General features: G+C 36.6%; 19 protein-coding genes and 1 tRNA gene. 9 read left to right on the top strand and 11 right to left on the bottom strand.

Features of this window, described 5'->3' with window-relative positions; translation table 11 throughout:
- Positions 1-416 precede the first annotated feature (416 nt).
- Both motA and FC89_RS05610 read left to right on the top strand, forming a co-directional pair.
- Positions 417-1208, top strand: coding sequence for a flagellar motor stator protein MotA (motA, locus tag FC89_RS05615; protein WP_057871576.1), 792 nt, complete (start codon positions 417-419; stop codon positions 1206-1208).
- The gene (locus FC89_RS05610) at positions 1209-1985 is read left to right on the top strand and encodes an OmpA/MotB family protein (protein ID WP_057871575.1); all 777 of its coding nucleotides are present in this window, start codon (positions 1209-1211) and stop codon (positions 1983-1985) included. It abuts the gene before it with no gap.
- A 56-nt stretch (positions 1986-2041) separates the two neighbouring features.
- Here the strand turns inward: FC89_RS05610 and FC89_RS05605 are convergent, their stop codons facing one another.
- The 5 genes from FC89_RS05605 to FC89_RS05585 form a co-directional block, all read right to left on the bottom strand.
- On the bottom strand, positions 2042-2887 hold the full coding sequence (locus tag FC89_RS05605; RefSeq protein WP_057871574.1) for an NAD(P)H-binding protein: 846 nt from the start codon (positions 2885-2887) through the stop codon (positions 2042-2044).
- Between the two features lie 75 nt (positions 2888-2962).
- Positions 2963-4285: an MFS transporter gene (locus tag FC89_RS05600; protein WP_057871573.1), complete on the bottom strand. Its 1323-nt coding sequence runs from the start codon at positions 4283-4285 to the stop codon at positions 2963-2965.
- Between the two features lie 29 nt (positions 4286-4314).
- Positions 4315-4821: a YagU family protein gene (locus FC89_RS05595; protein ID WP_057871572.1), complete on the bottom strand. Its 507-nt coding sequence runs from the start codon at positions 4819-4821 to the stop codon at positions 4315-4317.
- An 83-nt stretch (positions 4822-4904) separates the two neighbouring features.
- Positions 4905-5453 carry a GNAT family N-acetyltransferase gene (locus FC89_RS05590; RefSeq protein ID WP_057871571.1) on the bottom strand — a complete coding sequence of 183 codons (549 nt, stop codon included), beginning with the start codon at positions 5451-5453 and terminating at the stop codon, positions 4905-4907.
- A gap of 229 nt (positions 5454-5682) precedes the next feature.
- On the bottom strand, positions 5683-6783 hold the full coding sequence (locus FC89_RS05585) for a glycosyltransferase (RefSeq protein ID WP_057871570.1): 1101 nt from the start codon (positions 6781-6783) through the stop codon (positions 5683-5685).
- 316 nt (positions 6784-7099) lie between these two features.
- On the opposite strand from FC89_RS05585, the gene FC89_RS05580 reads away from it, so the two are divergent.
- The 3 genes from FC89_RS05580 (at position 7100) to FC89_RS05570 (ending at position 9346) form a co-directional block, all read left to right on the top strand.
- Positions 7100-7762 (top strand): HD domain-containing protein, encoded by a 663-nt coding sequence (locus FC89_RS05580; protein WP_057871569.1) that lies wholly within the window; start codon positions 7100-7102, stop codon positions 7760-7762.
- 100 nt (positions 7763-7862) lie between these two features.
- Positions 7863-8546, top strand: a complete 684-nt coding sequence (locus tag FC89_RS05575) for a metal ABC transporter ATP-binding protein (protein ID WP_057871568.1) — start codon at positions 7863-7865, stop codon at positions 8544-8546.
- Positions 8546-9346 carry a metal ABC transporter permease gene (locus FC89_RS05570; protein WP_057871567.1) on the top strand — a complete coding sequence of 267 codons (801 nt, stop codon included), beginning with the start codon at positions 8546-8548 and terminating at the stop codon, positions 9344-9346. The genes FC89_RS05575 and FC89_RS05570 overlap by 1 nt, the downstream gene beginning before the upstream one ends.
- Before the next feature lie 14 nt (positions 9347-9360).
- Here FC89_RS05570 and FC89_RS05565 read toward each other — a convergent pair whose 3' ends face one another.
- The 4 genes from FC89_RS05565 to serC all read right to left on the bottom strand — a co-directional run bounded on the left by FC89_RS05565 (position 9361) and on the right by serC (position 14483).
- Entirely contained in the window at positions 9361-10482 is a 1122-nt protein-coding gene (locus tag FC89_RS05565) for a helix-turn-helix domain-containing protein (RefSeq protein WP_057871566.1), read from the bottom strand.
- A gap of 394 nt (positions 10483-10876) precedes the next feature.
- The gene (locus tag FC89_RS05560) at positions 10877-11761 is read right to left on the bottom strand and encodes an Rgg/GadR/MutR family transcriptional regulator (protein ID WP_057871565.1); all 885 of its coding nucleotides are present in this window, start codon (positions 11759-11761) and stop codon (positions 10877-10879) included.
- 458 nt (positions 11762-12219) lie between these two features.
- A complete protein-coding gene (locus tag FC89_RS05555; RefSeq protein WP_057871564.1) occupies positions 12220-13392 on the bottom strand; it encodes a phosphoglycerate dehydrogenase in 1173 nt (390 codons plus the stop codon).
- On the bottom strand, positions 13389-14483 hold the full coding sequence (serC, locus tag FC89_RS05550) for a 3-phosphoserine/phosphohydroxythreonine transaminase (protein WP_057871563.1): 1095 nt from the start codon (positions 14481-14483) through the stop codon (positions 13389-13391). Before serC ends, FC89_RS05555 begins: the two co-directional genes overlap by 4 nt.
- Positions 14484-15097: 614 nt before the next feature.
- Between serC and FC89_RS05545 the strand changes: the two genes are divergently transcribed.
- Positions 15098-16405 carry a C40 family peptidase gene (locus FC89_RS05545; protein ID WP_057871562.1) on the top strand — a complete coding sequence of 436 codons (1308 nt, stop codon included), beginning with the start codon at positions 15098-15100 and terminating at the stop codon, positions 16403-16405.
- 185 nt (positions 16406-16590) lie between these two features.
- On the opposite strand, the gene FC89_RS05540 is transcribed toward FC89_RS05545, so the two are convergent.
- Both FC89_RS05540 and trpS read right to left on the bottom strand, forming a co-directional pair.
- Positions 16591-17514: a Ppx/GppA phosphatase family protein gene (locus tag FC89_RS05540; RefSeq protein ID WP_057871561.1), complete on the bottom strand. Its 924-nt coding sequence runs from the start codon at positions 17512-17514 to the stop codon at positions 16591-16593.
- Between the two features lie 35 nt (positions 17515-17549).
- A complete protein-coding gene (gene trpS / locus FC89_RS05535; protein WP_057871560.1) occupies positions 17550-18569 on the bottom strand; it encodes a tryptophan--tRNA ligase in 1020 nt (339 codons plus the stop codon).
- A gap of 305 nt (positions 18570-18874) precedes the next feature.
- On the opposite strand from trpS, the gene helD reads away from it, so the two are divergent.
- The 3 genes from helD to FC89_RS05520 all read left to right on the top strand — a co-directional run bounded on the left by helD (position 18875) and on the right by FC89_RS05520 (position 22330).
- A complete protein-coding gene (gene helD, locus FC89_RS05530) occupies positions 18875-21139 on the top strand; it encodes an RNA polymerase recycling motor HelD (RefSeq protein WP_057871559.1) in 2265 nt (754 codons plus the stop codon).
- Positions 21140-21273: 134 nt separating this feature from the next.
- Positions 21274-21346 (top strand) — tRNA-Thr (locus FC89_RS05525).
- Between the two features lie 375 nt (positions 21347-21721).
- A complete protein-coding gene (locus FC89_RS05520) occupies positions 21722-22330 on the top strand; it encodes an RNA polymerase sigma factor (RefSeq protein WP_057871558.1) in 609 nt (202 codons plus the stop codon).
- Positions 22331-22666: the final 336 nt, after the last annotated feature.

The raw sequence follows: 22666 nt of genomic DNA, 5'->3' as shown, positions 1-22666 counted from the left end.
CGATTAGAAATTAAGTTTATTTACCGGGACTTTTATGGTCAATATTTTTACGCTTTATATAAATAAAAGTAAAATATTGCGCTATTATTATTTGATGTTGGTTAAATTATTATAAATTATCATGTTATGAATTATAAAATTACCATTAATTAGTTATTGACGTTTATTATTTTAAATAATTCCTTCATTTAAGATTTTCAGATACAATTTTTGGCAAATATAAGCTATTTTTTAAACTAATGGTTATTATATTTTCCAAATCAGGTCGTCAGCACAGCCTTATATCTTCGCAAAAAAAATTATTTTTTTCTTATAAATTAAAAAAAATCAGCTTAGTTCTTAATTAATCCCTGATCCGTACCGATATGTACAAATGGAATATCCAAAACTACGCCAATTGTAGGAGGCTATTAAATATGGATTTATTTTTACTAGCGGGAATAATTATCGGAACAATCGCTGTTTTAGCTGGTATGTTGTTAAAAGGTGCCAGTATTTCGGTTCTAATTAGTCCTGAAGCCGGCTTAATTATTTTTGTTGGTTTAATTGCTGCAACACTCAACTCATATCCAATGCAAGAAATCAAACGGATCCCCAAAATGTTGAAAGTGTTGTTCGCCAATAAAGAGTATAATTATGCCGAAACGATCAGACAGCTGGTTGAATTAGCTAATAAGGCACGCAAAGATGGCCTTTTAGCACTAGAAGATCCCGTACAAAAACTGGAAGATCCCTTCATGAAAAAAGGTTTGGAAATGGTTGTTGATGGTATTGACCCAGATGAAGTTCGTGAAATTATGGAAAATGAAATTGACGGAATTGAGGAACGTCATCGTGTTGGAGCGGGGATTTTCAAAACAGCCGGTTCAACTGCACCAACCTTAGGAGTTTTGGGAGCTGTTATCGGTTTAATCGGAGCATTGGGTAATTTGCAAAATGTCGGCAAATTAGGTGAAATGATTTCTTCTGCCTTTGTTGCTACGATGTTCGGAATTTTTTTTGGTTATGTTATTTTGACGCCAATTGGATCTCGTTTAACAGTTAAGTCCGATCAAGAAGTTCAATCCTTAAATCTAGTTTTAGAAGGTGTCTTGGCAATTCAAGCCGGGCAAGCTCCACGCAGCATTGAGCAAAAATTAAATAGTCTAATCGCCCCAAGTCTGAGATCACAAGATCAGGATCAAGACAAGGAGGAGCGTGGAAAATAATTGAGAAAAAAGAAAAAAAGCGATGAAGGTGCGTCAGAAGGATGGTTATTACCATACTCAGACATAATGACTTTATTACTGGCTCTATTCATTATTCTATTTGCGATGGCTAAAATTGATCAGCATAAATTTGAAGAGTTTCGAACCGAGTTTGGTACAATTTTGTCTAACCATTCCAATACTTATCAAACCGGAAAAAATATGCTTAGTGCCCAATCTGGAGCAGATTCTGATAAGAGCATCTTAAAAGGTTCTGAAGCAGCAAAAAATCCATCATTGGTAAAAAAAGATCAACTAGAAGCAGAACAATTGCAAAACGTTAGTGACCAATTGCAACAAAGCATTGATAAAGATCCCAATTTGGCTAAGAATATTACGGTCAGCCTGCAATCAGATGGTATTCATATCAACTTAAAAAGCAATATCTTATTTGCGTCTGGAAATGCTGATTTAAATGATCAAGCTCAAAAAGCGCTTAATATTTTAGCACCTTCTTTAAAAATTTTGAGTCAAAACCCGGTCGTCATTGCTGGTTATACAGACAATATGCCATACAAAACTAATAATGGGCCTTATCATTCTAACTGGGAATTGAGTTCAGCTCGTGCTATTAACGTTATGCAGTACTATGTTAACAATCAAACTTTAAATGAAAGCAATGTTTCAATTCAGGCTTATGCCGAAAATAAGCCCCGCGCTTCAAATTCGACTCCAGCTGGTCAAGCACAAAACCGGCGTGTTGAAATTATTATTCAAAGAATTAATTACAGCAAATAATTTCGTCAAAAAAAGCCGATGAGTTTAAAACTCATCAGCTTTTTTAATCATAAATTTTAAATTTCTTTAATTGCTTCATTCAGTTCCGGCAACGATTGACCCAAAACATCAGTTAGATCACTAGTATCTTCTGTTAATTCACCCTGACGAATCAATTGCTGAATCATAATAATTGCTCCAGCGGCTGCTTGTAAACCAGCCTGATTTAATATTTCACGATATTGATCATCGTTTACTTGATGAATTTCAGCCTGCTTTCCCTTTGTTTCAGCGGCAATTTGAGCTAATTCACTGAAAGTATGTGGTTTACCGGCAAATTCATAGATTCTTTTCGGCTGTGATATTTGTAAAACTTTAGCAGCTGCTTGAGCATAATATTTTTCCGGTGCCCAGCCAACTTGACCATCTCCAGCTGAGAAATAAACTGGTTTTCCAGCCTGCGCTGTATGGATTAAATCGGCTTGGTTTTCCAGATACCAATTATTCCGTAAAAAGGAATACTGTAAACCACTTTCTTGAAGTGCTTTTTCCGTTGTTCGATGATCAGCTGACAATACACTAGTCGCTTGATCAGCATGCGGAAAACTTGTATATGCAATATAAGTAATCTTAGCTTTCTTAGCAGCAGCTACTACATTCAAATGCTGTTTATCGCGCGGATATCCCCCGCTAGGAAGTGAGGAAATAAATAACAAGCGATCAATGCCGCTAAAAGCCTGTTCCAGCTGTTCTAACTCAGTATAATCTCCCTGGCGGATCTCAATTCCTGCTGGTAGAACTTGCTTTGCTTTTTTCGGATTACGTACAATTGCGACAATATCCGTTGGTGCTACTTGCTCAAGTAAAGTTTCAACCGCCGTTTTGCCAAATTTTCCTGTTGCTGCAGTGACTCCATATTTCATCAGCTATTCCTCCTAAACCCTTTCAATGTGATTATAAAAGTAACACTAAATGAAAGGATTGTCAAAGAAAACGCCTTATCCATTAATTTCTAACAGCATCTTTTCTTCATTATAAAAGTGAAGCGTTGCCAACATTAACAAATATATTACCAGCGGCAGCCAAACATAGTTTAAATTGATCATTCCCAATGTCGCAGCATTTTGAGCATGATTTGGCACATAACCGGCTAAATCGAATAAACCAGCCGTGATTAAACCGCCTAAACCCAAGCCCATATTGACACCGAAATCATCTGTTGAAGCTAATACTCCCTCAGCTTGGATTCCCATAGTCATCCCATAACGCACGGTATCAGCAATCATAATCGAAACCAATCCAACAACGATTCCATTACCTACTGAGTTAACCAAAATTCCGGCAAACAACAACGGTAATAAGTTTAGGTAAACACCACCACTTAATAATAATTGTCCCACTAACTCTACTATAATTCCCAATTGCATCGTTTGCTTTTTGCTTAGATGATGAGTCAGCCGCATAATCAACAATACTCCCAATAAGGAACTCAGTGTAAAGCTATTAGCTAAGGGCACCAAACCCGACGCGTGCAGTGTATATTTGAAATAGTAAATAGTAGTTTGATTCTTAATTGCTGTTACCAGCCAAAACAAAAATATAACAATCGAAATTACGATCCAAGGTCGATTTTGTCGCAGCATTTTCACTACTTTACGTAACGGCTGATGGGCAATTTCATGATCCGTAAAACGTTCACGTACATGAACAAAAGTATTTAAGATCAAAATTAGTGAAATAATACTGAATACTACAATCGTCCAAAAGAATCCCTGACGCTGATTGCCACCGCCAAAAAGAGCTACTAACGGTAATGTGAAAACTGCCACTATAATTTGAACCGAACTGCCACAGAATTGACGAATAACCCCTAACAAAGTCAATTCACGTGAGTTTCGCGTCATCGTTGGCAAAATCGAAGTAATTGGTGAATTAACTGCAGTGTACAAAAATCCCAAACCTAAATAAGTTATATAAGCCCAGATTAATTTTCCTGTTGCTGAAAAATCAGGGGTAACAAAGGTTAAAATGGCAAAAATTGCATACGGTAAAGCATACCATAGGAAAAACGGTCGGCTTTTACCATACTTTGAATGGGTTCGGTCAATCATCAGACCAATAATCAAACTTTCAACAACATCTGCTACACGAGCGACAATGAATAAAATCGCCGCGGCCCCAGCACCTAAGCCATAAACGTCAGTATAGAAAAATAACAAATACGTCGTCATCATCTGAAAAACCAGATTATCAGCCGCATCACTCAAACCGTAGCTGATTCTTTCCGGCCAGCGCGTTTGCCATTTTGACTCATCTTTCATATGGCATTTCCTTTCCCTGATCTACTTGCTTATTTTTGCCGCTGATTATTTTCAGCCAACAATTCTTCTGCGACTACATGAGTGACCCACATCCATGAAACATGCCCAAAAAGTTCTGATAAATGTTCTTCTAATGGTTGATCTTTGGCTGCGGGAACCGTTCCAAATTCTGGTAAAGCAATCAGATGTGCTGCTGCCCAAACACCGGCACCAAAGAAAGTCCCTTGCCCTAACTTAAGCAATGGCAAATAATGACCGGCAACAGTGTAAAAGGCTCCAAAACTTGTTGAAAAACCAAAATGCAACAAAAAACTGACCCAAGGTAATTTATGTCCAGAATAAGTATAGGTTGCATGAGTAAACTTACTTGGGACCCCCAGCTGCTGCAAAAATTGCTGCGGTGGATTAGTTGCATCCCGTTCCGGTGTCCGTGGAGGGAATAAATTTTCCCAGCCTAGTTTAACAAAACCCGAAACGACTCCAGCAATACTACCGGCAATAATTGCATCTTTAACGTCAAAATTATTTTTTTTCATAGTTAGTCCCCCTCGACCAAGATCTAATTCTGGATTAAGTTTACTCCTTTTTAGCCCTTACTTACCAATAATCAGTTTGGATTTTAAGCATTTTTTTGAACTTGGCCAGTTAAAAACAATTGATACGCCAATCGTTCCGGTACTGATCGTTCTTCAAGACGAATCTCGCCAGCTAAATCAAAGCCAAATTTTGTAATCAAATGCCGCATCCGCTGATTAGTCGGATGTGTATCAATTCGAACTTGGTCAAAGCCCAATTGTAATGACCGCGATATTAAATTACTTAAAAACATTTGGGCCAAATTCTGGCCACGAAAACGCTGAGCAACGGCAATTCGATGAATTGTTGCATAATGCCGATCATCCGGCTGCCGCCAAGTTCCAGAGTAAATCTGATTATAATCAGGATCCGGCCAGGTTTGTAAAGCCGCAACCCCGGCAATTTGTCGATCATTTATTAATACATAAGCAATTTCATTTTCAATATCTTGTTCTATGGATGTTTCATTTGGATATCCATCCTGCCATTGAGGGATATTGTCCGCCGCTAAAAGCTGTCGCGCTTCTTCAATAATTTCCATCATTGCTGGTAGATCGGTTAGAGTTGCTGGTCGAATAAAAGTTGTTGCCATTAGTACTTCACTCCTCAGAATTATTGCCGGCGATTTTCGTCCGGTAGATTACATTCTAACCGATTTGGCTATTAAAAAAAATCATTTTACACAGCCGGAAAAACAATTCCCTTTGTTATGCCAATTTAAGCCAAAATAAAAGAACTGCAGCTTGCTTAACTACAGTTCTTTTAATAAAAATTATTCTTATTCAATTGACTATCCTCTTTATTAATTAGGTAAATTATTTTTAAACTAATTCCTGATTCGTTTCTTTGATCAACGGCATCCACTGGGCAGTAATCGTTTCCGGTGTAAAATGACTGATTCTTTCTAAAGAACGTTCAGCATAGTAGCGACGTAAGAAACGACTGCTGGTAAACCGACGGAGAACACGGACAAAATCTTTTACATCTTGGGCTTTAGTCATGATGCCATAACTGTTTTGCTGTAAATATTCTGCTGAGCCAGTATTTTCCATTGCTATTATTGGCAATCCAAATGCCATTGCCTCACCCATTACCAATGGCATCCCTTCCCAACGCGAGGTTGAAACAAAAATTGATGCTGTTTCATAATGCCGCTGTAATTGCTGATCTTTAAGAGCGCCACGATAAATAATCTTGTCAGCCACGTCGAATTTAGCAATCAGCTGTTTAAAAATCGCCATATCTGCTGGCATCCCACTACCAGCAATCGCAATTTTCCAATCTGCTGGTAAATACTGAGCAGCTTCCAGTAAATAATCAATTCCCTTATGTTGAATTGCAATTCGACCAGTAAAAGCAATCAAATGACTATTTAAATCAGCTCGCCGATTAGAAGTTAAGGTCAGCGGATTGTAAATTTTTACTGTATTAGGATTGAATTGCTGATAATGCTGTAAATCTGAATCGGTCAACACAACCACTGTATCTGCTGCGGCTAAACCTGCTTTAAATTCGGTCTGCATTAATTTATAATACTGCTCCATGTAAGTCTGAAAATTATTATGCATCCAAGCGATCACTCGGATATTAGGGAGCCTATCTTTAATTATTGGTGCAAAACTAGTCAACAAACCAGCTGGTAAAATAACACTCGTATATTTTTCAACGGCCAAATACTCACAAAGATCATCAATTTGATCAGCGTACTTTTCATAAGGATCGGCTCCATAGTAATTCAATACATTTCCTGGTGCCGGTCTTTTAGCCGCAACCAATGGCGCTTCTAGAGTATAGTATGGCTGCACGTCTTCTAACGAATAAAAGACAACCTCCATTTGATGGCTCAAGTTGTTGCCTAAAACTGTAGCAGCACGCTTAACTCCATCCATTACAACGTTTTCTAAGACAATTAATAATTTCATTTGCAGGCAGTCTTTTCAATTAGACTGCTCCCTCCCTTCATTGATTAATAAAATTGGGTAGAAAAAAATACACTAAGCAACGACTCAAATCAATCCAACCGACGCTTAAATGCAATTCTCCCTAAATGAATTTTAGCATACTAATTATAAATTTAGAAACAATCTGCTCAATTGTATTTTAATGCAATTCTTATTAAGTTAAATATTCCTAATTTATCAAGGCAGCTGCAGCGTTTTAAACTATCCCTTCATTTTACTTTTCCATTGAAGCAAATTTGCTATACTAAACTAAAACTATCTAAAAGAAGGACTCTGTATGAACATTGAACAACAGCTGGCAGCCGTTCGGCGTTATACCTGTAAAAAAATGAAAAACGATAAAACCGGTCATGGATTTGACCACATTCAACGGGTAGTAGCAACTGCCCAATACTTAGCTGCACATGAATCGCAAACAACTGACCGATTGATCGTCATTAGCGCAGCCTATTTGCATGACATTGCCGATGATAAATTAGTCGCTGACCCACAAAAAAGTGAAGCTGAATTACGACTTTTTTTAGAATCCATTGAGTTCTCAACGACTCAAATTGCCGCTGTAGTTGCTATTACCCACAATCTTTCTTTCAGCAAAAGCTTAGAAAAAAATCCACCACAACTTTCTTTGGCTGGGCAAATTGTCCAAGATGCTGACCGACTTGATGCAATTGGCGCAATTGGTATCGCCCGAGCCATTTACTATGGCGGTGCTCATCAAGAAACCATTTACGATCCGCAAATTAAGCCGCGTAAAAGCTTATCGAAAACGGAGTATCGCAATCTTAATAATGAAACAATCATTAATCATTTCTATGAGAAATTATTGAAACTAAAGGATTTAATGAATACTGTCAGCGGTAAACAATTAGCCGAACAACGACAGCAATTTATGCTGGCCTTTTTAACTGAATTTAAGGCTGAATGGCAAGGAAAAAGTTAAGAATTATTTCTATACATGTATAAAGTAATGGTTACTCTTTACATAGCAATCGAAACTGCTATAATTAAACGGTAACAATTATTATTTGCAGGAGGATTTCATGACTGAATTATCCACTTCGTTAATCACTTGCTCACATTTATCAATGGCTTTTGGCAGTAAACAGCTATTCACTGACTTAAACCTGATTATTCCTCGCGGTGATTTTTTTTGCCTGTTGGGAGCTAATGGGACAGGCAAAACAACCTTCATCAAGCTATTATTAGGTAAAGAAATGCCGACTGACGGTAAAATTGAATTAGCTGCTGAATTACATAACGCGGCCAACATTGGCTATGTTCCGCAATTTCGCAATATTGACGCTAACTACCCGCTTTCAATCCAAAATTTTGTTGCACTAAAATTAAGTAATTCATTCAAGCCATGGCTGTCCAAACAAGAAAAAAGCCAAGTTGCTCAAGCCTTGGAACTGACCGGCTTAACTGCTAAACAACAGCAGGTCTTGGGTAAAGCCTCTGGCGGTGAGAAACAACGAGCTTACTTAGCGCAGGCTATCCTGAAACAACCGGAATTATTAATTCTTGATGAACCGACAGCCAGTTTAGATAAAACAGCTAAGTATGAAGTACTGGAAACTGTTAAGCGATTGAATGAAACCGCCGGAACCACTATCATTTTTATCTCACACGATTGGGTACTGGTAAGCAAGTATGGTAAACACTACTTAGAATTTGATAATGGCCAGTATAAAACCGGTACAACAGCTGATTTAGGAGGAAAATAATGTTTGCTTTAAATTTTATGCGCTATGCCTTTGAAGCCGGAACAGTAGTAGCCATTCTTTGTGGTGCAATGGGTGTCTTTGTAGCTGCGCGCCGGTTGCCGTTTATGACACACACACTATCAGAAATCGGTTTTTCTGGTGCTTCATTTGGAGTTTGGGTCGGGCTGTCACCATTGCAAGGAATGATGATTTTTACCATTTTAAGTGCTTTGGCAGCTGACCGGCTGGGACTGGGTGATAATCATAATGACACTAGTGATGCAGTTATCAGTGCTGTTTCTGCTTTTTTTATGGGCTTAGGCGTTTTATTTTTATCGTTATCCAGTCAAAATTCATCTTATGCTACCAGTATCTTATTCGGAAGTATTGTTGGCATCAATCAAGGAAATGTCACACAGATCGTAATCGTATCTTTGATCGTATTACTAGCGCTGGCTTTGATTTATCGCCGCTTAAAGTTTGATTCATTTGATGCTACTGGAGCAGAGATCGAACATGTTTCCAGCCATTGGATCACTTTAATTTTTTTGGTAATGGTTGCTTTAAGCGTCAGTGTAGCCGCTCAAATTGTCGGTGCTTTATTGATTTTTGTGCTATTAACTTTGCCCAGTGCCAGCGCGCAACCATTTTGCCGCTCAGTCAGCAGTCTGATGCTGGTCAGCGTTGTCCTAGCTCTAATTGGCACTTGGGGTGGCTTATACTTGGGTTATTTAACGAATTTGCCAGTAACCTTTTTCATTGCCACAATTGAAACCTGCTTTTATTTAATCTCTGCGATCTACCGACGAGTTGCTGCTTAAAGCGAATTTAAATTTTAATGCTCTGTATGTGATCGATCGGCAGCCGTAACTTTGCAAGCATAGTTTTTTCGATATTCTTTAGCGGTAACTCCCACTATTTTTTTGAACAATTTCATAAAGTAATTCGGATTGTTAAACGCCAAAGTATAGGCTATTTCAGAAACAGTTATTGAGGTGTTTCTTAACATATACTGAGCCGCTTGAATTTTTTGCTGATTTATATAGGCACTTACAGTTATTTGATACTCCTGTTTAAATTGCCGGCTTAAGGAACTACTGGAATGATTAAGTGCAGCTGCAATAATTGATAGATTTAGTTTTCGCGTAATATTATTTTTAATATAAATGGCACATTTTTGGGCTGGGGAAAGACTATTTTCTTGAATCAGCTGTTTAAATTCAAAAAAACATTGTGTTGCAATTTGTTTCTTCCAAATTGCAATTGGCGGTGGATCTTTTTTAAATGCTACTTTACCTAGAATATCATCTTCAAGTTTAAAAATAGCGGCAACTGGTGCTTGCTTAGTTTTAATTAGACTATTGATTAGTAGCGTAGTAAAGCGAATAATGACGTCTTTTTTCCCATGACCATTTTTCTCAAAAACTTTTCCAAGATATCCGGTAACCGTTGGCGCGTTAAGCAGTTGTTTGAATTTTTCATAATCGAGATCCTGAATAGCCTTAAATAGCATTTCTTCATTATCAATTCTCTTTTGCAGGCTGATTGAACCCTCAAAATTACTTTGGGGCGGGATCGTTTCAATTTGCTTTACGTGGACTTTCCAATTTGGAGCGGTTTTCCCGGTAATTAAGAGAAATACCAACTGACTTAAACTTTTCATATTGTTAATAAAGGTTGTTATTTGCTGATAAGTATGCGAGATATTCGCTGCATTGGCGTGTGGAACAATTATTAATTGATTTTGATCAGTGACTGGAACTATTACCGCATAAAAATTATGAATATTAAAAATATTCAGCTTTTCTGGAACCCCCAGTTTAAGCGCATCTTTGACCAATTCTCGCATATCAAAAATAGGATTATTAGAAAGTAAGCTAATTTTTTTATTTCGAAATTCGTACACGTCGATCGAAGCTATATTACATAGCAAGTTTAGTGCCTCATTTTCAGCCAACAACTTTTCCCCCTTGAAAAAACAGTTAAGTATTATTTTTCACTGAATAATTGAGTTAAATTATACCGTTTTAATTATACTATCTTATGAACTATAAGAATCATTTTTTACTTATTTTCATAAATGAGATTTGTTTGTAAATAATTATTCAAATTTATAAAATGTAAGCCTATTTACAACAAATAAAACTGAACTTTGCAAATATTATTAATGGCTTTCAAGAAAAGAGTTAAATATTTTCCACTGATATTAAACCAGTCATTAGATCGATTCGATATCTTTTTCAGCTGAAATAAATGAGTTAGCACAATAATTTACATACAAAAAAACCGGTAGCTTGGATTGTCCAAACTATCCGGCTTATTCAACAATTTAGTTGTCTTTGATCGCTTAGTTACACTTTACCACTCTGAAAACAATCATAATTAAAATTCTTTTTTAAAATAGTTGCAAACTCGGCAAATAAATTATCCAAATTTAACACTTGGCAATATGTTAAAACATCTGAAATAACTTTAACTCCTTCTTCAAAATTTTCCTCTTGAATTTTTCTTAATCCATTAGCAAATTGTTGATAGCATTTTGCTTGAACATCATTTTCAGAGATCGGCAAATCATTTAGTATTTTTAAAAAGAACTCCGCTTCTGAAAACTTAGAAATCATAAAAAAGATCACTATTTTGAATAGTACCTGAATTTTAAAGACTTGCAATTCTAAATTATTTTCGTCTTTATAAAATTCTCTCCATTTATCATTGGTTGAAAATAAATTTTTTAAAGAAGCAGCATCCAGCATAAATAACGAATCACTTAACAATTGATATTCATAAAAACCCCAATTATTATTTTTTTTCAGGTATTTAAGTATTATCTCTTTTTCCTTTGTCAATTTTATCTTTTCTAATTTTTTATACATCGCGTCAGCTATTAATATTAAATGCTTAACGCTCAGTAAAGGATCACGCTTGTAGAATTTTTCTAATTGATCTTTCACGAGTTTTATATCTTTTAATTTTGCCTGCCTAAAATTGGCAAATAAATTTTTCCGGTACGTTTCAAGCCGCTTATGATTATTGGTCTCCCGTTCGAATAAATTACAAAATTCTGGAAAATCCAAGTTCAATCTTTCAACAATCGAAACTAAATTGATTGCTGTTGTTTCATCTTGACCATGTTCATATTTGTAACTTGACGATCTTGACATTAAGTCATTATAAACATAGTTAGCTTTAATTCCTTTTTCTAATCTAATTTTTCTAATAAGTTCTCCTGTTTTCATAATAATTTCTCCCAAGCTAATATAAGTACCCTTCATCTAAAATATAAATTAATCTTCTAATAAAAAAAAGAGAAGAATTCGCTTTTTTAGGCAATTTTTTGCCCACTTTAAAAAATATATCCCATAAATAGCTATTCCAAGTTTAATATAATTTTAATTTAAAATAAACTTTCTCTTTTGCAAACAAATCTGCTTCATTTTAGACAAAAAAACAGACCTGTGACAAAATATTAATTCTGCCCAGCCCTGTTTATTGCTGAATAAGGTTACAAAAACCGTTTTCTTACACTCAAAACGCATTATTCACCATTAAAATGATTGTAATCGTCTTAGAATGCCAACTACGATAATTTTTACCTTTTAAGCACATCAAGTTATTGGAAATTTACGATAACTTATCGCTAAATTCCGCAATTGCCTGATTACGCCCCTGCCAAGGAACTTAATTATAACATAAACTATTTCTTTAATACCCGCACGCGAATTACTTCTGGAATCTGTAATAACCGGTCTTTCATTTTTTTCAGTAAAGGTTCCGCAATTGTTCCGGTATCAATGACTGTATAAGCTATCTTTTCTCGACTGCGATTAATCATATTATCAATATTAATCTGTTCATCAGCCAAGATAGTTGTAATTCGACCAACCATGTTAGGCACATTTTGGTGGATCAAAGTTAGTCTGGTTGGTGCTTCAAAGGGCATTTCAATCGTTGGAAAGTTGACGGAATTGACAATATTCCCGGTTTCTAAATACTTCCGCAAAGTTTGTGCCGCCATTTTAGCCCCGTTGACTTCAGCTTCAACTGTAGTTCCTCCGATATGCGGCGTGATCACAATTTTTGGATGTCCAATAATTGTATTTGAGCTGAAATCAGTCATATATTTTTGCAGTTTGCCATTATCCAAAGCTGCTACCACAGCTTTTTCGTTAACAATTCCCCAGCGAGAATAGTTCAGCAAAACTGCATTGGGCTTCATCAAATCAAGCTGCTGGGTCGTTATTAGATTTTTATTTTTTTCAGTATATGGAATATGAATCGTCAAATAATCACATTGCGGCAACAGGTCACTTAACCCATCGGCGCGTGGAATTTCATTAGATAGCTGCCAAGCATGCTCAACACTGATATATGGATCATAGCCGACGACCCTCATCCCTAGGCCAACAGCTGCTTGGGCTACTTTAGAGCCAACCGACCCTAATCCAATTACTCCTAATGTTTTACCCGCAAGTTCTGTCCCGGCAAAATGATTTTTACCCTTCTCAGTTTGCAAGCTGACATCGGCGCCGACAACTTTTTTTGCCCATGCAATTGAGCTGACTACTGGGCGATTAGCCAGAATCAGCATTGCAACAATCAATTCTTTAACAGCATTCGCATTTGAACCCGGAGTATTGAAAACCACCGTTCCATTAGCAGATGCCTGCACCAATGGAATATTATTTACACCAGCGCCGGCCCGTGCAATAGCCAAGACATTGGGGCCAAAATAAGTTTTATGCATATCTTGGCTACGAATCAATAAAGCCGCCGGACGTTCGCTTTGATTAATCGTATATTTTTCAGGTGGAAAAATTTCCAGACCTTCTTTAGCGATTACATTATACGTTTTAATATCTTGCTTCATTTGCGACTGCCCCCATGATTCATTTCAAATTGCTGCATAAATTCAACTAATCGTTTAACTCCTGCCAATGGCATTGCATTGTATAAGCTGGCTCGCATTCCGCCAACTAGACGATGTCCCTTTAAATTCATCAGGCCAGCCGCTTGGGCATCAGCCACAAACTCAGCATCCAACTGATCTGAACCCGTTACAAATGGGATATTAGTCAATGAACGATCAGCTACTGCAACTGGGGAACGATATAATGATGAATTTGCAATTTCATTGTACAGTAGCTGTGCTTTTATCTCATTTTGCTGCTGCATTGCTGATACTCCACCTTGTTTTAATAACCACTTGAATACCAGACCGGCAGTATAAATCGCAAAGACTGGTGGCGTGTTCAATGCCGAGTGTTTCTTTACCTGTTTTGGATAGCTGAGCATTGCTGGTAAAGTTGGAATTCCTGACAAAAGAGCATGTTTTAAAATCACCACTGTTAATCCGGCTGGTCCAATATTTTTTTGCGCGCCAGCATAAATCAAATCAAAATCTGTAACTTGATAATCATAGCCTAAAATAATCGAAGACATATCAGCTACAATGGTCTGGTTGTTTAAAGCTGCCGGCAGTTGATGATACATCGTTCCTTCGATCGTGTTATTAACTGTTAAATGCACATAATCATAATCAGCAGTAATTTTAGGTACCTTAGGAATTGCCGTAAAATGGTTTTCTTTACCAGAAGCAATGATCTCTGGAACTACTTTTGGAAGCAACTTTGCTTCTTGAATCGCCCGCTGTGACCAATGACCGGTATCTACAAAAGCTATTTTACCGCTTTTTTTGGCCAAATTCAGAGCCGTCATTGTAAATTGTAAAGTCGCACCACCCTGAAGAAAAAGCACATCATAATCAGTCGGAATCCGCATCAAACGACGTAAATCATTTTCCGCTGCTGCTTGAAGATCAGTAAATAGTGAGGAGCGATGACTGATCTCCAAAATACTCATTCCACTTTTCTGATACGATGTTAATTCCTGCTGAACTTGTTTAATAACTTCCGCCGGCAAAACTGCCGGTCCAGCTGCAAAATTATACACTTGCGGCAAAGCTTCCCACTTCTTTCTTAAAAAAATTTATCAGTTCTTTGCTCATTAAACTCTAATTTAAGCTTAATATAACGCGATCACCAATGTTCAAAATCTAGCTCATAATTTTAACAATGTCAAGTTCCATTCTAATATGGCTCGGCAAAAAGTACTACTTTTTATTTTATTAACTAAAATTATTCATCAGTAAAAGCAAAAATCCAGTAAATGATTTATTAACTTAATACTTCCGTAATAAATTTCATTATAAATCAGGACTTTATAACTTTTCTAAATTATCGTTTTTGCTGATTGTTCTTAATAAGTTTAAACTTTTTGTAACATGAATGTAACTTTTAAACCTGATTCAGTTTTTATTTGGTTATTTTATTATTTTAGAAATGCGGATATATAAGGATTTCTGCACATAAAAAATTATTGCTTCGTGAGTTAAAAAAAAAAAAAAATATTTTTTCTTGATTTAAAGGGATAATTAGTAGTTTTATTACATTTATCTAGAATTTGTAATGTTTTTTCTACTCTTTTGCAATATTAATCGGGTAGACTATATACAACTGATTAAATAATTATATAGTTGAAAGACTATAAAAATTCTAAGTAGGAGTGAATTCAATTTGAAAAAAACAACTAAGACAATTATCGCGGGCACTGTTGGTGCTGCAGGTTTATTCCTCGCTTCTACAGCAAACGCGAGCGCATCAACTACTGTTAAAGTAGCTAAAAATGATACTGTATGGGGACTTGCAAAAAAATATAACGTTTCAATTAATTCAATTGAATCATTAAATCATATTAACCAAAATAGTCATTTGATTTTACAAAATCAATCATTAACAATTCCTGAAAAGAATGCACCAGCTGCTAAAGCTACTAAAACTTCAGCAACCAATACTTCTTCTGTAACTGTTAAGAGTGGCGATTCTTTGTGGGCAATTGCTCAAAAATACGGTACTACTGTTGCTGAATTGCAAAAGTTGAACGGCTTAAACGGTAATACTTTGATTACACCAGGACAGTCTTTGAAGGTTAGTGGTACCGCTCCAGCTGCAACACCAGCTCCAGCAAAAGCTGCTACTACTACACCACAAGTTACTGTTTCTGCTAACCACGTTACATACACTGTTAAATCTGGCGATTCATTATATACAATTGCGCAGGAATATGGTGTTTCAGTAGATTCATTAAGATCTGCTAATAAATTAGGCAGTGTTTTAGTACCTGGTCAAACATTAACAGTTAATGACCCAACTAAGACACCAGCTCAAACTCCAGCTGCTAATACCCAAACTGCTGCCAATACAAATACAACGGCCGCTACTGCAAGTACTACAACCAATACTCCAGCTGCTGCAAGTTCAAGTAGTTCAACAACCACAGCTAGCTCAAGTAGTTCAGCTGTTGCAAGTAGTTCCCAAGCTACAAGTACTCAGGCTACAACAAGCACTAGTGCAAGCAGTTCGGCTCCGGCTACAAGTAGTAACACTACTAACACCACCCAAACTGCTACAAGCAGTAGTACACCACAAGCTACAACACAAAGCAGTCATACAGCTGTTGCAGCAACCAGTGTATCAACTTCTTCAGTAATTAGTTATGCTGAACAATTTGTTGGTGTTCCATATGTAATTGGTGGAACCAGCCCTAATGGTTTTGATTGCTCTGGCTTTGTTCAGTATGTCTTTGCTCATTTCGGTGTTAATTTACCAAGAACTTCTCAAGCTCAGTCAACTATTGGTTCATCGGTATCTGTTTCATCAGCTAAACCTGGCGATTTATTATTCTGGGGTGGCCAAGGTTCTGCATGGCATGTTGGAATTTATGTGGGCGGTTCAAGCTACATTGCTGCTCCGCAACCTGGCGAATCTGTTGCTGTTAAGAGCTTCCAGTACTTCCAGCCTTCATTCGCAGTTCATATGAACTAAATTAAAATAATAAATTAACAAAAAAGCAAAATCATTAATTTGATTTTGCTTTTTTTATTACCAAATCGAATTATCTAGAAATGTCGTAAAAATCATAATTAATACTAACGTAAAAAAATAGCCCTTGCGAGCTATCAAATAATACTATTCAAGCAATTTTATAATTAAAAATATTAGTTTGCAACTTATTGTGACAACTGCTGATAAATAAAGCCTTCACGCGCACCACTTTCCGAAAAAACTACTTGCGAACAATGCAATTGCTGTAGCAATAAAATTACTGGTGTCATTCCTGCCAGAATAATATCCGAACGCATGGCTTCCATTCCTGGAACCTGTTTGCGCTGCTGATTATCTAAACCCAGCAGCCGTTGATAGATTTCTGTAAAATCTTTAGTTGTCATTTTAAATCCATGAAAGGAGTCAATTGGCTGTAGTTTTAACTCAGTTCGTTTTATCCGAGCCACTGAGCGATTACAGCCACCCAATAAAACTAATGGCAAATCACTCGCCTGCTGCAGCCAAAATAATGCGCTAAACTGTTTACGTAAGAAAGTTTGGAGTGCAAATAATTTAGCAGCTGTCAAATTAGCCGCCGTAAATTTTTCACCTAAACTAACAGCTCCAAAGGGCAGACTAACTCCGGTTTGAAATTTACCGGATTTAACTAAAGCTAATTCGCAACTGCCCCCTCCAATATCAAAGATTAGACAATCCTTAAGTAACAAAGAATTCATAACTGCTAAATAATCAAAATAGGTTTCTTCGTGCGCACTTAAAACTTGCAGCCGACAGCCCGTTTGTTGATACACTTGATCAATCAAACTTTTACGATTAACTGCTTCTCTAACGGCCGCGGTGGCAATCCCAACAACTTGATAATTAGAATATTGCTGGTATATTTTTTTAAAATCGGCAACTGCGGCTAAAGTTCGCTTGATTGCTGCTGGTGTCAAACGTTTCTCCCCAGCAGTCAGCCCCATTCCTTCTGCCAAACGAGTTGTTGCTTTGCGACGAAGTATTTCTTTAAATGTATTTTTCCCAGTTATTTGATTAATTGAAAATCGAACCGAATTAGATCCAAAATCCAAAACTACCAAGTTATCCATTTTGATCACTCCCGCTTGCAAGGGTTACATTGACCTTAGTCAAAATAATTAACTCCAATTGCTGCTCGAACTTCCTTAAGTGTTTGCTCAGCTACTTCATTGGCCTTTTCGCTACCTTTTTTCAAAATATCATATACTGCTGGAATATCTTTAGCAAATTCTTGCCGCCGTTCGCGAATTGGCCGCAATTCAGCCTCCAAAACCTCATTTAAATACCGTTTGATTTTAACATCACCTAATCCACCAGCTTGGTACTGCTCTTTTAATTCAGCAACCTTTGCTTTATCTGAATCAAAAATATCGAGGTACGTAAAGACCATATTTCCGTCAATTTTACCAGGATCACTAACATGAATATGGTCTGGGTCAGTATACATTGACATAATTTTTTGGCGTAAGGTATCTGCATCATCTGACAAATAAATACAATTTCCCAAAGACTTACTCATCTTGGCATTACCATCTAATCCTGGAAGCCGACCAAAACCTTTTGGTGGAAAAACTCCTTGTGGCTCAACCAAAATATCTTTTTGATAAATTGTATTGAAACTGCGAACGATTTCTCGGGCCTGTTCAATCATTGGTTCCTGATCGTCGCCAACTGGAACCAGGTCGGCTTTAAAAGCAGTAATATCAGCTGTTTGGCTAACAGGATAAATGAAAAATCCTGCCGGGATCGATCTCTCAAAATGTTTTTGCTGAATTTCTGCTTTAACAGTCGGATTCCGTTCAATCCGAGAAACAGTTACCAGATTTAAATAGTAACTTGTTAATTCTGTCAAAGCTGGAATTTGCGACTGTACCAAAATTGTTGATTTGGCTGGATCAATGCCCACTGCTAAATAATCCAGTGTCACTTCAACCAGTGAACGGCGAATTTTTTCAGGATCACGCGCATTGTCAGTCAGTGCCTGCTGGTCTGCAATCATGATAAAGGTTCGATACTTACCACTATTTTGCATTTTTACGCGATTTTTTAATGAACCGATATAATGCCCAATGTGCAACTTACCAGTTGGCCGATCCCCAGTTAAAATTGTCTTCATAATTAACATTCCTCCTATAAAAAATCTAGCTATAAAAAAACCTATTGCAAAAATATTGCAATAGGACGAGTTATCGCGGTGCCACCTATTTTGCAGAATCAATCTGCCACTTATTATCCATTTGTAATACCCATTTCGTTAAGCTCTTGTACCTTTCAGCATCAAGTACATCTCTGTCAGCAGCTTCAACTACTTAATTACTTTTTCTTATTTTAACGCTAAATTTCACTAAAAGTCAAAGCGGATTCAACTTTATGCGCTATAATTGTTGCTGATAACTTGATATGTTAAGATAATAGTCCCAAGGAGGAGCTATGGAAAACGAAAAGAAAATTGAGCAACACCGAGTTGATCAGGTTGTTGCAAAAATCAAAACTAAATTAATGAATAAAACGACTGAACTAAACCAAGCTCAAATGGAACGTTCAGCAGTTGAACGCAATTACGGGCAAAATGCTAAAATCAACACATTTGAAATTGATGATCAAATGGAAACTAATGCTGAAGTGCAACAACAAAAACAATTGGTTGCTAAGAATCTGCAAACCGAAGATATTTTGGATCATCAAGTCAAAACCTTGAAGTTCTTAAGTTCGTCGCCATATTTTGGACGAATCGATATTCATGAAACTGGTGAACCAGGTCCGGAAACTTTGTATATCGGTAATGCCTCATTTGCTGATGAACAAAATAATTTTTTAATTTATGATTGGCGTGCACCAATTTCAAGTATTTATTACAATGGAACTCTTGGTCAAGTAACTTACCAGACTCCCGGTGGAAAACAAACAGCCAAATTACTGAAAAAAAGACAGTTTCGGATCAAACAAGGTCAAATTAAGCAAATGTTTGACACAAATGAAACGGTCGGTGATCAGCTGCTGCAAGCAATGTTAAGTGAACACAGTTCTGAATATATGCAAAATATCGTTGCCACCATTCAACAAGAACAAAATGCCATTATTCGCGACACCCAACATGATCTCCTGCTAGTCCAAGGCGTCGCCGGCAGTGGCAAAACTTCGGCAGCTTTGCAACGGGTTGCTTTTTTGCTCTACCATAGCCGTGAAAACTTAAAGGCTGAGCAAATGGTATTGTTCTCACCTAATCGTTTATTCAGTAACTATATTTCTGAAGTGCTTCCCAGCTTAGGAGAGAATAATCTACGCCAAGTTACTTTAGCCGAATTCTTTGGTAAACGCTTTGAAGGCTTAAAAATTGAAAGCTTATTCACTAGTTTTGAACACCAACTAGTTAAATCTGATCCAACTTTAGATAAATTAAATACTTTTAAACAAACAGCCGCTTTCATTCGACAAGTCATTACTTACGCTAAAAATTTGCCTGCCGATTTATTACAGTTCGTTCCTTTAGACCTAGCTGGCCGAACCATTATCTCACAAAGACAGATTCGCCAGCTTTATCAAGCAACTCCAACTGGATGGCCAGCAACTTTACGCTATAGTGAAACCAAAAAGAAATTACGTCGGTTACTACGGCAAAAGATTCAAGCTAATGTAAATAAAGACTGGGTAACCGATAAAATGCAGGATCTAAGTGATGAACAAATCCGATCAATGACAGCACAATTGGGTGATGATCCGCTAATAATTGAACAGGCTTTACGCCGACAAATTGTGACTCAAAGTTATCAGCCCTTATTCGAAGCTATTTATAACGATTACTTTATCGACATCTATAAGCAGTACAGTCTTTTTTTAGCTGAACAAGATATAATGGCAGCAGATGCTTTTAACCAACAATTAGAATTCCATCGACTAGCTTTAGCTGACTGTGCTCCGTTGTTGATGCTGCGAGATACTTTAACGGGTTCTGGACAGAACCATCAAATTAAACAGCTCTTTATTGATGAAATGCAAGATTACACTCCTGCTCAACTACTCTATTTAAAGCATGCCTTTCCAAGTGCTCATTTTACCTTATTAGGCGACAGTGAACAGGCACTTTACACTACTGCTAAAAGTGCTAAAAAGGTACTACATGAATTAAAAAAAGATCTGCATTTTAAAAAAGCACAGTTAGTTGAATTAAACAAGAGCTACCGTTCAAGTCAGGAGATAACCTTATTCATTCGTGAAATGCTACCGGCCGGTCAAAACATTCAACCATTCAGCCGTCATGGTGAACGCCCTGAATGGCTCATTACAAGTCATGATAATTGGAAGTCTGATTTGCTTAAACAAATTCAGTCATTGAAAACTGAATTTACTTCCATTGCTATCATTACACAGACCGCTCAAGCTGCCGAAAAATTGCAGGCCCAGCTGCGAGCTCAACTTAAAACAACCGTCCTCAAAAGTGATAATTACAAGTTACCTGACGGCATTATTATTTTGCCGGTTTATTTAGCAAAAGGACTAGAATTTGATGCTGTAATCGTTTTTAATGTCAGTGAGAGTGAATACCCAGAAAGCAGAAGAAGTATTCTTTATACGGCTTGCTCTCGAGCAATGCATAGCTTAAAATTACTAAGCATTGATACACCAGCCAAACTTATTGAACAAGTTAATTCGGCTACTTTTAAAAAAACCTTGCTTTCCAATCAAGTACTAAAGTAAAAGCCAAGAAATTAATCTACTGCAAACTATGCTGATCTGTTGAACAGCAAACAATCGTTACTCAAAATTAATTATTTTTAATTACCGTTGATTTTAAATCTATCCTGTAATATACTATTTAAGTAATGTTTGTTGCCACTTTAGCTCAGCAGGTAGAGCACCACCATGGTAAGGTGGGGGTCACCGGTTCAAATCCGGTAAGTGGCTCTCAACTGTGAAAGATCGACTTTTTTATAAGTCGGTCTTTTTTGTTTTAAATTTACTCCTAACATTAGCTCCTCATAAATTAAAAACTTTTCACTAGAATTACTAACGTATCATCAATAACTATTATTTTTTAATTAATTCATTATTTTTTATCATACATTCTGAATTCATATCCTTCCAATTACAACAAAGAAAGCCATTTATACTATTAACTAATTATTTTCCAGATTCAGTTACCTCATAAATTTATTTTTTAAATTTTTCAAAATTAATTACCTAATTTATTCAGTTTTGTAATATAGGTAACTTTTTGTAAATGAATTATTTGATACATTATACTTGTTAAAAAAATAATGTGTTAAGGGTGGAAATCGAATGAACGAAAAAGTAACGTTTTTAAAATCAAATCTTGAGAATCAACAGTTAGTTCAAAGGATTAAAGAGCATAAAGATAATCATGCTTTCAAAACCTTATTCAATAAATATACTCCAGTCGTTTGTGGGTCTATTGCTCGCTATCATTTTCGTTTCTTTGCAATTGAAGATTTGCTGCAAGAAGCACGTTTAGTTTGTTATCAAGCTGTGCTCGCTTATGATCTTCAATCTCCAGTTTCATTTGGAAAATATTTTCAAAAAAGTTTGCAAAACCATTATTGCAGTCTATTACGAAAAGAAAATGCTGCTAAGAGACAAAAAGAAAAATACGCTGAGTCTTTTGAAGAAACTTTTGAAACAACCGATTGCTCATCGACAAACCTTAGCAGCTTGCAAGACTATCCACTTTCGATCTTAATTGCTCAAGAACAATTAGTGGAAGCGTCTAAATGTTTATCACAACTGGAATTTGAGATACTTTATCTATTAGCCGTTGAGCATTTAACTCCTGAAGAAATTGCTGCAGATTTAGATAAAGACATTATTCAAATCACTCGTGCCGTTTCTCGTTGTCACAAAAAGATTTCTGAAACTATCTCTAAAAGATAATGACTATTAGATAAAGGACGCTTACTGACTTTTTCCTGCTGAGTTTTAGTTCACTAAAACTCAGCTATTTCTTTTGTTTCATTTATTAGTACTTAGCATATCAAAAAATAATCGAGTATAGGAGGGTAGTCACACCACCGTACGTACGGTTCCGTATACGGCGGTTCAATAACTTAAGCATTCTGGATTCGCTGGAGAGTTTCGGACATATTTGTCAGTCCAAGGCTCTCCAGCTTTTCGTTCTAGTATTCGTCCATGCCGGGCGCACCAAAAAAGCAGTTGACACTTTAAAATGTCAACTGCTTTTACTGTCTTATTTAAGCACGGCAGCTTCCT

The sequence above is a fragment of the Liquorilactobacillus ghanensis DSM 18630 genome (assembly GCF_001435235.1).
Taxonomy (GTDB): domain Bacteria; phylum Bacillota; class Bacilli; order Lactobacillales; family Lactobacillaceae; genus Liquorilactobacillus; species Liquorilactobacillus ghanensis.
This window is presented reverse-complemented; position numbering and strand designations above follow the sequence as displayed.